Source organism: Novosphingobium resinovorum, from assembly GCF_027922145.1.
Taxonomy (GTDB): Bacteria; Pseudomonadota; Alphaproteobacteria; order Sphingomonadales; family Sphingomonadaceae; genus Novosphingobium; species Novosphingobium resinovorum.
This window is the reverse complement of the sequence record NZ_BSFC01000025.1, coordinates 103,304-115,742: the sequence shown is the minus strand read 5'-3', so window position 1 is coordinate 115,742 and position 12,439 is coordinate 103,304. Positions and strand designations below refer to the sequence as shown.

Below are 12,439 nucleotides of genomic sequence, written 5' to 3'. Positions count from 1 at the left end.
TGGTCTGTACAGTCGTGTCCACCGTCACCCGCTCGCAGGCCTGCGGCGGCATTGCCCTGGTTTCCATCGCCACGCGCAGCGTCTCGGCGAGCAGAAGTTCCAGCTTGTCGGCCCCGATCCGGTTCCGCCAGCGCGTCATCGACGAACGATCCAGTGGCAGCTTGTGGCGGAAGTACTGCTCGCCGCAAAAGAATTGGTGGTACGGGTTCTCGACCCAGTGGGCGCAGACGGCTTCGTCCGACAGGCCCTCCATGTGCTTGAGCAGGTGCAGGCCTGCCATTAGCCGCGTCGACAGCCCAGGGCGGCCTTTCTCATGGTAGAACCGTCCATAGGCCGCATCGAACCGTGACCAGTCGATCAGCCCCGCCAATTTCACTAGCGCGTGTTCCATGTCGACCATGTTGTCGAGCTGACTGCGGAACAACTCGTCACTGCGCGGCGCGGGCTTCTTGGGAGGCATCGGCAAAACCTCTTCGTGTCGTCCAACTCAGTGAATCACGACCCGACTTGCGAGGAAAGCCCCTACGTGCACAGGCGCGCGTAATCGCAAGCTTTTCGCCCGATTTCCCCAAAACCTTGCAAATTCGATTACTTCATATCCACCAAAACCCACGCCTCCCTGCGGGCTTCAGCGCTTTTCACAGACGACTAAATATGCACACGGATTGATGATTTGGCAGCATTGGCCCGCGCGATTGTCTTCGACATCGGCTTGCCCATTGGTTTGCGCCGATGAATGCGGGACGTGAGCATCTGATCCGAAAATCTAAGGGGCAATTCCGGTCACTTTCGACAGGTATGACGATCACCGTTGCGGTATGTTCTTTTGTTGTGGACGCGACCATCTAATTAAAAATAAGTAAGGTTGGTGATGGCTATTAACAGCGTATACCGTAACGACGGCTTTGAATTGAGTGCCGCCGTGGCGGTCGGGCGGGGAATTTTTTAAAACATTTAAAATTAAGTCTTTACTGTCATCGGCTATAAGAAGGTTTATCGGCTTCTTGCAGCTTTCAATATATACTAACGGGGTAATGCTCTTGTCTTCCGGATTTGGCGTATAAAATGTTGCACCAAATTCGCTCAATCCCTTCTCAATACCGGATAGGCTTTTTGAGCAACGGTCCTTATTATCCCAAAAACTTAAAGACGAGACTACGGCAACAATAATGATTAATGTCAATATTATATAGGGGTAAGCCTTCTTAGAGTAAGTCATTTTTGCCCCCCCCATTCGATTCCATTGCTCAAAAATCGATCGAATTGACGATAGCAGGTCGCTTTGTCTGCAGTCGATGCGCATGACGCTAGAGCATGAGAATTCACCCAAGAATCCGGGGAGTTGACGTTGGCCATGCGAGGGAAGTCAATTCCCAGAGATTTCCCAATATACCATTGTGCGCGGTACGCGACTATCTCATTGTTAAATATATTCATATTCGGAAAGCGTTTTGAAATATCAACGTGACTGGCTTCATGACCAAGTATACCTGCCCCGAAACTATTGACATCGACGCCATTTTTCTTTGCGTTTAACTCTATAGCTTTCGTATCTAACTTTATATCGTGGCTCCCGTCACTGATACCTAGAAAGTTGCTTCCGGCTGATGCGGTTCCCATCTCCGTTCCACCTAAATCGCCAGTCGAGATATGAACGCCGTTATCCACACCCGCCTTGCCCAATACTCGAAGAGCTCTACTTGCTGCGGCGTCGCCTCGTAAGGAACCGGTCATGGGCGTGCGCGCGGCAGATTGAAGTCGTGATCGATAAGCGTTAACCGCGCTACAATTTCCCTCACAGGTATACATCCCGGTGGGATCAATAGAATTCACCGGATCATTGCCGACATAAGTGTACAAATTAACCTGATCTCCGAAGCCTATGGGATCGATTTGCATAAACCGCCCTAGGGTTGGGGAATAAATACGTGCCTTATAGTAGTACATTCCAAGCTCGGCGAGCCATGTTTGCCCGGTGTATTGAAACCGACCTAGGTTAGTGCTGGCTGGAATGCCATATTCGTCATAGGAGTTGATAGCGATGACGTTCCCGCTCGCATCCCCAACGAGGACGATAGAGCCACGCGGATCGCCATAGACATAGCGACCATTCGCAAGCAGCGCCGAACTGCCCTCGAACCACACCACAGGATCGTCCTCGCTAACATCGTTCCCATGAGCATAACGACGAAGCAGGCTGCCGGAGCTGCTGTATTCGCCTACCAGCGCGCTTCCATCGTACAGGAAGCGTGTGATGGCGGCACCGTTCACCTCATAAAGACGCCCCAGCGGATCATAGCGCAGCGAGGCCTGCAAAGCGCCCGTGTAGCTAAGCGACGCGCAAGCGGTATTCGACTGTGCTCGCTTCTCCACGAGCCTGTTTTCGACATCATAGAGATAAACGCTCGAACCGTCGGCGGTAAGGTTGCCATTGGCATCGTAACAGAAGGTGGCAGGACCAGCAGAGGTATACTGGTTCAAGCCATTCGTCGTATAGGTACGATCGACATTGGCATGCCCTGTCCAGGCGTAAGCGTCGTTGTCGCGGGTTTCGCTGGCGATTTGGCTGGCCGGATTTCGGGTGTAACTCCACGCAACCCGAGAAGCCGCTACACCATCTGTGACCCCCAGAGATGAGAGCCTACCGGCGTTGTCGTAGCCCAAAACCTGATCATATGCTGAGTTGCTTCGGTTGCCGGACGCCAGCAGCCCCCGCGTATTATATACCCAGTTTGCCAACACCCCTGAGCTCGCATCAGACAAACTGTTCTGGCGATCAAGACCATCAAAGGACATCGTAACGTATGCATTATCGGGCCAGGTAATGCGCGTGCGGTTGCCATCTTTGTCATAAAGATAAGATAACTGCCGGCTTTGGCCATCAAGATTGACGGTTTCGGAGGTGAGCCTCCCCAAGCCGTCATAAACATTTGTTAAACCCTGTCCGGTGGCGCTGTCAAAGCGGACATAGATTGGTAAGCCACGAACGTCGTAGCCGTAATATACGTCCCGCGTATGGGTTGTGCCAAGTCCGCTTCGTTCGGGCACTGTTTTAATAGTCACGCGGTTGAGCGCATCATATGCGTATGTCAACGTCGAGCTATCACGCTTGCGCAGTGCGGTACGGTTGCCGTTGGCATCGTAACCGTACTCTTCATAGTCGTTCTCGTTGAGCGCCCCGGCGGTGGCGGCCGCATTCGCGGGAGTACTGGCATTGTATGCCGTGGGGCGTGTCGTGGAAGGGAACACCCAACGGCTCAGGCGATCATAGCCATCGTAACGCAGTTCAGCCTTGTTACCGTTGGCGTCGACGATTGTCTGCCGTTTGCCGGTAGCCGTATAGGTATAGGTCGCATCGACGAGAGCCAGAGATGTGCCAATGCCCTTCCAGACCTGGACCAACTGCCCGGCCGCATCATAGACATTCTTGGCGATGCGATCCGGGCCATATGTCCCAATCGTCCCAAGGGTGCAGGCACTAGTTGGCAAATTTGCATAAACGGCCGGATTCATCCTCAGCGCCGTGCATTCAAGCCGCCCGACGATGTCGTACGAATACTGCGTGACCGATACGATCCCGCCATCCGAACCCTTCGTAGTTTCCTTCGTTCTACGATCTTGAGCGTCGAAGGATGTCTCAACGCTGGATAGAACCGTGAAAGCATTGCCCCAACTCGAAGGGGCAATGCTTTCGGACTGCCAAGAGGAGAGCTCGCCGGTCTCGATCTTAACAAGCCGTCCGGCAGCGTCGTAGGTGTTGCGGGTAGCGGCGTAGGCCAAGGCTCCGGTGCCGTCAGGATTCGGGGCGATTACTCCCGTTACTCTTCCCATGAGATCGTACCGCGTCGCTGAAGTGTAAGCCGATGCAGCGCTTTGTGCGCCCGCATGAGTCGGTACAACGGCTCCGATCAACCCAGCCATCGTTGCATAATATAAACGCGAATAGATCATAACAGGCCGTCCCCCCGACGCCTCAAACCTGGTTGGAGATGGTGTAGTCAATTACCCCTGCGTCACGCAGGCCGCAGGCGTACCAGCAGAACTGGAAACATATCTGATCCGGTTGCCCGCCTTGTCGTAACACGAGGAGTGAGTCTGATTGCTGTTCACGGTACCCGCCGATTGCGCTTTCACCAGGCGCCCCAATGCGTCGTAGGTATAGGTGATTGTCTCAGCCGCAGCGGCAGGGACAGCGATGAACGCCGCGAACATAGCCATCAATAACTTGATCTTCATGATGGCATCCTCCTTACGGACACGTTGCAAGGTTGGCATTGGGCTTGGTCTCGCTGATCTTGCGAGCATATTGGTCATAGCGGTAGCAGGTTCGAAGCGTGACGCCGCCGGATGACACAGCAATGCCTTTGACGAGCAGGGCTTCGTTAGTCCCAGTGGTCCCGTACTCATAGGTCGTAACCGTCTGCGTTGCAGTCGCATCACAGGATGCGGCGGGCGATGTTCCAGCGACAGTCTGGCACTGTGTTTCTGTAGCTTTCACCCAAATGGGTGTTGCGGCCTGGACAAGAGAACCCGCGCTATTTTTTACGGAAGCATAGCGCTGTGTCCACGTTGTCAATTTCAACGGGCGAGCAGCGCCGGATACGGCAGCGGGCGGCATTTCTGACAAAATGCCTCCGAAACTTGCGTAGGTATAATTAGTCTGGAAGCCCTTTGCGTCCGTTATCGAAATTGGCTTCGTTCGCTGAGCTATTGTCCCGGAGGATGGATAACCGTACAGTTTGACTAAGTCGGGTAGGCCACTTCCGGATTTAGCAACGCGAGTTTCCTTACTGATTGCGTTGTAGGGTCCAAGGTATTCTGCAAGGTATTGACCACTGTTGCCAGGATAGGTCGCTGATTTCAGATACGCACCATGATCGGGCAAACCATTGTTGACCTGCAGATACGGTCTATTGCCCACGTAAACGTATGTCGAACCACGGCCAAGCGGATCACTATAGCCGCTCAAGGACGTCTTTACGAACACGGCCGAAGTTTGGTTTCCTGCTGGGTCAGTCGATCCTGCCTCGTTCGGCGTACCGTCGATATAGAATTCATCGTTTTTGACAAACGCGCTGTTCATCCCGGTCGTTGACCATGTTCCTCCATCCAGCAGAGTTTGGTTGAGAACCCTGTCGCCAGAATAGGTAAAAGACATCTTGCAACTCGCGTAACCTGGCGGCTTTATGCAAGTTATTCCAGCGTTTGCATTTTCATAAGTGGTCGCATTACCCATGACATCGGTAAAACTAGCAAGGCCTGCAGGTGATGTCGCGTACGCGTAGGACACTTTCATTGCCGCGCCGGTGCAGGTAGATGCAGCACTTACGTAAGTTGCCGATCGGTTGAAAATGCAGGCGTTCGAAACATCGTTGGTATTTACTTTATCGAAAACGATCGCGAATCCTGATGTGTCGTCAACGAGTTTGAGAAAGCCCGTCGAATCATAAGAAAATGTCTGTCTGCGGCCATCTACAAAATCGATCTGTTGAATCTTTTTTTGTGTCGCAACACTTCCAGTGACTGTGGAGCTGAAGGTGTAAACATCGCCTGCGGTATTGGTGAAAGTATACTGACTACCATTCCACGTTGCGCTACCTGCTTCCGCACTCATGCTGGTCGGACTGACGGCCGATGAAGTTGCGGCGCGAGAATACCGGCCGAATGAAGAGTTGCCAATGTGGAAATTAATATAATATACTGTGCCGTTGCTGTTTAACTTTGCTTCAGCATATATATCGAAGTTGCTGGAGAAGTTTTTTCCGAACATGGGGTCATTGGGCTGAGTAAGCCCAGTTCTATGGAACCTTTGGAGCTCCAACCCGCCCATCGAGAGATCGATGTTTGAATATAAGAAAGATCCATCCGCCAGGCTCACTCCGGTAGGGGTTGTCGTATAGACAGGGGGCGGCACGATGTCAGCGGCGACCGTAGGTGTGGTTGTCCCACCGCCCGAATCACCTCCATCATCCCCGCCACCGCCGACGGCATTCGTCGTTATCCCGCCGTCTTGATCCAGATCGGTTGAATTCGACCCTACCGCACTTTCGGTGGTAGCCTGCTGAGCGTATGCGGATGGGCATGAAATGATTGCCGTGACGCCGAGGTACGAAAGCCCCCTGGTGCCCCGAAGCAACCCCCAAAATGCTCCCTTGGACGCTACACTTCCGTACAGACGAGCTCTCGCGTTCATGCCACCCCCGAAACACGCTTTATTCGCTTCTTGCACGGTAGAACCACAGCCTCAAGTACGATTTTATTCCTGCAACTGTCGCTATTGCTGAGTGTGCAAGGCTGATGATTATCCAGCCGGAGTTTGTAGGCCCTGTGGCGCGAAAGCACGCGGCGACAGGTCCACGATTAACGCCTCACTGCATCGGCACCGAGGCCCCTGCGTAGGGATCTGGGTTCGGTTGAGGCACAGCGGGGATGTCTGGCATTTGCTGATTGGATGCGCTGAACACGGCTTGTGCGCGAATCCCGTGCGGCGCGACACGCACTAACTCCATGGCGATAAAGGGCGCGCCGAACAGAATAAAACACCCGAGGATCACTTGGGCACCGTGCCTCATTGATAGCCGACCCTGTAGCAATGCGAGCCCGAGCGTGGCGACTGCAAGCGTAGCGACAATGGTCGCAAGCGGCCCAGTCATGATCTCGGCAATCCATCCGATGGCGCCCACAAGCGCGCCACCTGCTATTTCTGAACGCTGTCCGATGTTGTCAAACATGGCTCAATCTATCATGAGAATGCTGCTTGAATATCCGTATTTGTCGATGCGGCTGATGACAATCTAGGTTGGCTTTCATTGCGAACCTATGCAAGTGTGCTGTCCTTATAGGGCTTGCAGCCGGGGGGCTCTTTTGCGTTCAGTTATGTTTCGTTTTCTGGGGTTGGCGATGGTGTCCTCACCGGCGTATGCCCAGAGCTACGGCGACCCCGAAGGCTCGGGTGTTATCGTCGGTGCGGTGAACTGGCTCCAGGGCACGCTGCTCGGCACGGTCGCAACGACGGTGGCGGTCATCGCCATCGCCGCCGTCGGCTTCATGATGCTGACCGGCCGGCTCAACTGGCGCCACGGCGCCGTGGTGATCCTCGGCTGCTTCATCCTTTTCGGCGCCGCCTCGATCGTCGCCGGCATCCGCTCCGCCGCGACCAGCCTGTAGCTCCATATGGCGTCGCAGCTCCAGCGCACGACCGTCTTTACCGCTCTGACGCGGCCGCAAATGTTCGCAGGCGTGACTTACACCTGGTTCGTGGCGAACGGCATCGTCTCGGCCGAGCTGTTCCTGATCTTCAAGTCGTTCTGGGTGCTGCCGCTGGCGCTGCTCGTCCATGCGATCGGCGCGGTTCTGTCGCTGCGCGAGCCACGCTTCCTCGATCTGTGGATCGTGCGCGTCAGCCGCTGCCCGCGCGTCAAGAATCATGCCTTGTGGCAATGCAACTCCTACCGCCCCTGACCAGCGACCCCAGGGTGGTGGAGCGCGAGCATAGGGCGGGCGATCACCTGCCCTATGCTCGCCATGTCGATGATGTCACGCTCGAGACCCGCGATGGCCTGCTGATGCAGACCGTGCGCCTCGGCGGCCTCCTGTTCGAGACGGCGGATACCGACGAACTCAACTACCGCGCGGACCTGCGCGATGCGATGCTCCGGGCTATCGGCAACTCACAGTTCGCGGTTTATCACCATGTTGTGCGCCGCAAGGCCGAAGCCTCGCTCGAAGCCCGCTATCCTGACGCCTTCACCCAGCAACTCGATGCCCGCTGGCGTGAGCGCCTGGCATCGCGCCAGATGTACGTCAACGAACTGTTCCTGACGATCGTGCGCCGCCCGATGCAAGGCCGCCTGGGCTGGGTCGATCGCCTGCGCGGATGGGTATCGCGCTCGGGCGCGGATCGCGATGCCGCCTTCGGCGCCGAGAAGCGCGCGCTCGATGCCGCGACCGAGGCATTGGTGGCGGCACTGGGCAGCTACGATCCGCGCGTACTTACCGTCTACAACTCGGAACTCGGCTACCGCTCCGAGCCGTTGGAGTTTCTGTCCTACCTCTACAATGGCGATATGCGCCCGATGGGCCTGCCCCACGGCGATCTCGGTCAGCATCTCCCGTTTCGCCGTGTCAGCTTCGGGCAGGACGCTTTCGAGCTCGGCGCTGCCGGACATCTGCCGCGCCGCTTCGGTGCGCTCATCTCGATCAAGGACTACCCGGCCCAGACGCTGCCCGGCATGTTCGACGAACTCTACCGCATGCCTTTCGAGATGACGGTCAGCCAGTCCTTCGCCTTCGTCGAGCGCGGACCTGCTCTTAACCGGATGAACCTCGCGCTGCGACGCATGCGTTCGGCCGAGGACGAGGCGCTTTCGCTGCGCGACGAGCTATCGCGCGCCAAGGATAATGTCGCCGCTGGCCGCGCATCGTTCGGCGAGCATCACGCCAGCATCGCCGTTCATGCCGAGAGCCTTGAACTCCTGAATGCCGAGGTCGCCGAAGTGACGGCGGTGCTTGCTGACCTCGGCATCGTCGGGGTACGTGAGGATATCGCACTCGAGCCGGCGTTCTGGGCCCAGTTCCCTGCCAACTTCAAGTACATTGGTCGCCGCGCGCTGGTATCGAGCCGCAACTTCGCGGGGCTTGCCAGCCTGCACAATTTCCCGGTCGGCCGGGCCCGTGGCAATCACTGGGGCGAAGCGGTGACGCTGCTGGAGACCACGGCGGCAGGCCCGTACTTCTTCAACTTCCATCACCATGATCTCGGCAACTTCACGGTGATCGGCCCATCGGGCTCGGGCAAGACCGTCGTGCTGAACTTCCTGCTGGCGCAGGCCCGCAAGTTCGCGCCGCGTATCGTCTTCTTCGACAAGGATCGCGGAGCCGAACTCTTCATCCGCGCGATCGGCGGGCAGTACGACCGCTTGCGCCCGGGCAGCGCATCCGGGCTCAATCCCCTGCAGATCGGGGACACGCCTGCCAACCGCCAGTTCCTGATGGAATGGCTGGGCTTGCTGGCAGGCGGCCTCGATGCCGATGAGGCCGAGATCGTCACCGACGCGATCGATGCCAACTTCGGTCAGATCCGTTCCCGACGTCGACTGCGCCATCTGGTCGAACTGTTTCGCGGGGCTGCCCGCCCGCGTGCCGGCGACCTCTATTCGCGTATGCGCCCTTGGTGGGGCGAAGGCGAGCGGGCCTGGCTCTTCGACAACGAAGAGGACCTGACGGACCTCTCAGCCGCAACGGTCGGTTTCGACATGACCGCGATCCTCGACGATCCGGCAGCGCGCACGCCCGCTCTGCTCTACTTCTTCCACCGGGTGGAAGAGCGCCTCGACGGTACGCCTGCGATCATCGTCGTCGATGAGGGCTGGAAGGCGCTCGATGACGATGTGTTCGTGCGGCGGATCAAGGACTGGGAGAAGACCATCCGCAAGCGCAACGGCATCGTGGGCTTTGCCACGCAAAGCGCGCAGGATGCGCTGGAGAGCCGGATCGCCAGCGCCATCATCGAGCAGGCGGCAACGCAGATCTTCATGGTCAACCCCAAGGCACGGGCGGAGGACTACATCGACGGCTTCGGCCTGACGCCGCATGAATACGAACTGGTGCGCAGCCTCCCCGATTCCTCGCATTGCTTCCTCATCAAGCATGGGCAGGACAGCGTGGTCGCGCGGCTCAACCTCTCGGGCGAAAAGGACATCCTCACGATCCTCTCCGGGCGCGAGGCGACGGTCCGCATCTTCGATGAGCTTGTCAGCGAGACCGGCATCGCTCCCGAGGGCTGGATGGCCCCCTTGCTGGCGCGCGCGTGATGGCTTGCCCCATCGTCCAGACCGGTCAGGAGTTTCTCGCCAATGCGCTGGCGCATGTCGATTGCCAGGCGCAGACGATCGGCAGCTATGGCTTTGCCGCGCTAGCGAGCACCGGATCTCCGGTGTTGCTGGCGCTCACCAGCCTGCTGACCATCTTCATCGCCCTTTTCGGTATCCGCCTGTTGCTGGGCTATCCGATGGGCACGCGCGACGTCGTGGGCGACGTGCTAAAGCTGGGCATCGTCCTGACGCTGGCCACCAGCTGGCCGGCATGGCGCATCGTCGGCTACGATCTCATCATCCATGGGCCGGGGCAGATCGCGCAGGCCATCGGCGGGGCAGCAGGTCTGCCGGGAAGTGGCGGCGACCTCGCTGAGCGGCTCCAAAATGTCGATAAGGGCCTTGCCGCGTTCAACGTCTTTGGCAGTGGCCGACTTGGCGTGGCGCAGGGCGACTGGTTTCAGCTGGGCTTTGCACGCAGCGCCTTCCTGGTCGGCACGCTGGTGCCTCTCGCACTGGTGCGGCTTACCGCCGGCTTCCTGTTGGCCTTGGCGCCACTGATGGCGGGGCTGCTCTTGTTCGGGATTACCCGTCCCATCTTCGAGGGCTGGGCACGGGGACTGGTCATGGCCTTCCTCGGCTCGATCATGCTCGCCATCGTCTATGGGGTCGAACTCGCACTGATCGAACCCTGGCTGCAGGACGCCCTGCAGCGCCGCACGGGCGACCTGCAGACGCTCGATGCTCCGGTTGAAGTGCTGGTGGTGACGCTGAGCTTCGCCGTCGTTGCGCTGGCAGCCCTGTTCCTCGTGGCGAGGCTTGCCTTCCACGGCCAGTTCCAGATGCCGATGATGCTGCGTTCGCCCGAGGAGCGGGCTGAGCCGGTGCCAGGCCAACAGGCCTTGTCGGTCCGCCACGGGCACGACGAACCCTCGCGCGCCGTTCTTGTTGCCGGATCGGTCACCGAGAGCCTGCGCCGCGAGGAGCGGATCGCGGATATCGCCCGCACTGAAGGGCGCTGGTCGGATCGGGCAGGTGCCGCGCCTACGGCGCTGGCGGCCCAGACCGGACCGCAACACCGCGAGGACGCGCTGGGCAGCACCTGGCGGCGACCTTCCCCGCGATCCTCGGGCGCGACACGCCGCCGGGACGGACAGTGATGAACGACATGAGCGACGACAATCTCAAGCAGTATTACGAGCAAGCCGGTTCCTGGGCGGCCGATCGCCAGCGCGGCCTTTCAGCCTCGCGCCGGATCGCCTGGATCGTCGCGGGTGCGGCGACCACGGTAGCCGTGCTCGAGGCGATTGCGCTGATAGCACTGCTGCCGCTCAAGACGGTCGTTCCCTATACGCTGCTCGTCGATCGCCAGACCGGCAATGTCCAGGCCCTGAAGCCGCTGGGTCAGCAGAACGTCACGCCCGACGACGCCCTCGTGCGCTCTTTCCTCGCCCAGTACGTCATCGCCCGCGAAAGCTTCGACATCAATTCGCTGAAGGATGACTATCGCAAGGTCGCGATCTGGTCGGCCGAAGAAGCCCGGGAACGCTATCTCGCCGCGATGCAGGCGACCAACCCGGCCAGCCCGCTCGCATCGCTGCCCCGGCAGGCACTGGTCGAGACCGAGGTGCGCAGCATCTCCTCACTCAATGCCGATACCGCGCTGGTGCGCTTTGTCACCTGGCGCACCGATCCCGGTGGGCAGCGCCAGCAGGAACAGACCTGGGCCGCCGTCATCAAGTACCGCTTCTCTACCGCGCGCATGAGCGAGGCCGATCGCCTGCAAAATCCGCTGGGCTTCCAGGTCACCCGTTACCGGCGCAACGCCGAGATGGTGGTGCCGCAGGTCCAGCCGTCCGCGTCTGCTCCACAACCTTCGCCGCCCGTTGCGGCTCAAGCGCGGTCCGGTGCCACCGCAGGCTCCGCGCCATGAGGCGGGCGATACTCGCTGCCTTGGCGCTACAGGCTGGCACAGCGCATGCGCAAGGGCTCGATGCATCCGATACGCGCATCGTCACGATGCCGGTGACGTCCTCGGGCTATCTGCAACTGCGTACCGCTTCGGACGTGACGCAGTCGCTGCTGTTCCGGCAGGGCGAGCGGATCACGTCGGTGATCCTCAGCGATCCTACCGCCTTCTTTGTCACCGTCGCCGGGACGGGGGATAGCCTTGCGCTGCGCGCCGCAAGCCCCTCGGCATTCGGGGTGCTGAACGTGCGGACAAGCCTTCGTTCCTATGAGTTCGAGCTGGTGACCGGCTCGGCATCTGCCGCCCCGGCGGTGGTGCGGCTCATCGAGCAGGACCAGACCTACCGGCCAATGCCGCTCCCGCTTGCCTCGGTGGATCCCGGAGATCGTTTCACCTACCGGATCTCTGGCAGCAAGGCGCTGCGTCCTGCGGCTATCAGCGACGATGGCGCGAAGACGTATATCGAGTGGCCGGGGGACCAGGCAATGCCGGCGACCTTCGCGCTGGGGCCGACGGGCGACGAGCAGATGGTCGACGGATACATGCGCGGCGGCATCTACACCATCGACCGCGTGTACGAGACGCTGATTTTCCGGATCGACAAGCAGAGCGCCACCGCGACCCGCCTTGGCAAGGGCGGTGACCATGGCTGAATCGA

The 12,439-nt window shown here is 59.0% G+C and carries 12 protein-coding genes; 6 read left to right on the top strand and 6 right to left on the bottom strand.

All coding sequences use genetic code 11. From position 1 onward, the window contains the following. From PKE80_RS17600 to PKE80_RS17575, 6 genes are all read right to left on the bottom strand, one after another. Positions 1–460: transposase (locus PKE80_RS17600; RefSeq protein WP_271183604.1), on the bottom strand; the 460-nt coding region annotated here is incomplete at its 3' end. Positions 461–805: 345 nt separating this feature from the next. Next, on the bottom strand, positions 806–1,219 hold the full coding sequence (locus PKE80_RS17595) for a hypothetical protein (RefSeq protein WP_271183603.1): 414 nt from the start codon (positions 1,217–1,219) through the stop codon (positions 806–808). Further along, the gene (locus tag PKE80_RS17590; protein ID WP_271183602.1) at positions 1,216–3,951 is read right to left on the bottom strand and encodes an RHS repeat-associated core domain-containing protein; all 2,736 of its coding nucleotides are present in this window, start codon (positions 3,949–3,951) and stop codon (positions 1,216–1,218) included. The genes PKE80_RS17595 and PKE80_RS17590 overlap by 4 nt, the downstream gene beginning before the upstream one ends. Before the next feature lie 51 nt (positions 3,952–4,002). Beyond that, positions 4,003–4,236 (bottom strand): hypothetical protein, encoded by a 234-nt coding sequence (locus PKE80_RS17585; protein WP_271183601.1) that lies wholly within the window; start codon positions 4,234–4,236, stop codon positions 4,003–4,005. Positions 4,237–4,249: 13 nt separating this feature from the next. Then, a complete protein-coding gene (locus PKE80_RS17580) occupies positions 4,250–5,878 on the bottom strand; it encodes a hypothetical protein (protein WP_271183600.1) in 1,629 nt (542 codons plus the stop codon). A 490-nt stretch (positions 5,879–6,368) separates the two neighbouring features. Next, a complete protein-coding gene (locus tag PKE80_RS17575; RefSeq protein ID WP_271183599.1) occupies positions 6,369–6,731 on the bottom strand; it encodes a TrbC/VirB2 family protein in 363 nt (120 codons plus the stop codon). A gap of 145 nt (positions 6,732–6,876) precedes the next feature. Here PKE80_RS17575 and PKE80_RS17570 point away from each other — a divergent pair, with 145 nt between their 5' ends. The 6 genes from PKE80_RS17570 to PKE80_RS17545 are packed head-to-tail and all read left to right on the top strand — an operon-like array spanning position 6,877 to position 12,434. Next, a complete protein-coding gene (locus PKE80_RS17570; protein WP_271183598.1) occupies positions 6,877–7,167 on the top strand; it encodes a TrbC/VirB2 family type IV secretion system protein in 291 nt (96 codons plus the stop codon). A 6-nt stretch (positions 7,168–7,173) separates the two neighbouring features. Beyond that, positions 7,174–7,461 carry a VirB3 family type IV secretion system protein gene (locus tag PKE80_RS17565; protein ID WP_271183597.1) on the top strand — a complete coding sequence of 96 codons (288 nt, stop codon included), beginning with the start codon at positions 7,174–7,176 and terminating at the stop codon, positions 7,459–7,461. After that, complete coding sequence (locus PKE80_RS17560) at positions 7,440–9,812, top strand: VirB4 family type IV secretion/conjugal transfer ATPase (RefSeq protein WP_271183596.1); 2,373 nt, start codon at positions 7,440–7,442, stop codon at positions 9,810–9,812. Before PKE80_RS17565 ends, PKE80_RS17560 begins: the two co-directional genes overlap by 22 nt. Beyond that, the gene (locus PKE80_RS17555; protein ID WP_271183595.1) at positions 9,812–10,972 is read left to right on the top strand and encodes a TrbL/VirB6 family protein; all 1,161 of its coding nucleotides are present in this window, start codon (positions 9,812–9,814) and stop codon (positions 10,970–10,972) included. The genes PKE80_RS17560 and PKE80_RS17555 overlap by 1 nt, the downstream gene beginning before the upstream one ends. Continuing rightward, positions 10,972–11,745 carry a VirB8 family type IV secretion system protein gene (locus PKE80_RS17550; protein WP_271183594.1) on the top strand — a complete coding sequence of 258 codons (774 nt, stop codon included), beginning with the start codon at positions 10,972–10,974 and terminating at the stop codon, positions 11,743–11,745. The genes PKE80_RS17555 and PKE80_RS17550 overlap by 1 nt, the downstream gene beginning before the upstream one ends. Further along, on the top strand, positions 11,742–12,434 hold the full coding sequence (locus PKE80_RS17545; RefSeq protein WP_271183593.1) for a TrbG/VirB9 family P-type conjugative transfer protein: 693 nt from the start codon (positions 11,742–11,744) through the stop codon (positions 12,432–12,434). Before PKE80_RS17550 ends, PKE80_RS17545 begins: the two co-directional genes overlap by 4 nt. The last annotated feature ends 5 nt before the right edge of the window (positions 12,435–12,439 follow it).

Bases quoted from the DNA above. Each gene is read 5' to 3' on its own strand.
- PKE80_RS17545 (WP_271183593.1), top strand. From the start codon at position 11,742: ATGAGGCGGGCGATACTCGCTGCCTTGGCGCTACAGGCTGGCACAGCG.
- PKE80_RS17590 (WP_271183602.1), bottom strand. From the start codon at position 3,951: ATGATCTATTCGCGTTTATATTATGCAACGATGGCTGGGTTGATCGGA.
- PKE80_RS17570 (WP_271183598.1), top strand. From the start codon at position 6,877: ATGTTTCGTTTTCTGGGGTTGGCGATGGTGTCCTCACCGGCGTATGCC.
- PKE80_RS17575 (WP_271183599.1), bottom strand. From the start codon at position 6,731: ATGTTTGACAACATCGGACAGCGTTCAGAAATAGCAGGTGGCGCGCTT.
- PKE80_RS17565 (WP_271183597.1), top strand. From the start codon at position 7,174: ATGGCGTCGCAGCTCCAGCGCACGACCGTCTTTACCGCTCTGACGCGG.
- PKE80_RS17585 (WP_271183601.1), bottom strand. From the start codon at position 4,236: ATGAAGATCAAGTTATTGATGGCTATGTTCGCGGCGTTCATCGCTGTC.
- PKE80_RS17550 (WP_271183594.1), top strand. From the start codon at position 10,972: ATGAACGACATGAGCGACGACAATCTCAAGCAGTATTACGAGCAAGCC.
- PKE80_RS17560 (WP_271183596.1), top strand. From the start codon at position 7,440: ATGCAACTCCTACCGCCCCTGACCAGCGACCCCAGGGTGGTGGAGCGC.
- PKE80_RS17595 (WP_271183603.1), bottom strand. From the start codon at position 1,219: ATGACTTACTCTAAGAAGGCTTACCCCTATATAATATTGACATTAATC.
- PKE80_RS17555 (WP_271183595.1), top strand. From the start codon at position 9,812: ATGGCTTGCCCCATCGTCCAGACCGGTCAGGAGTTTCTCGCCAATGCG.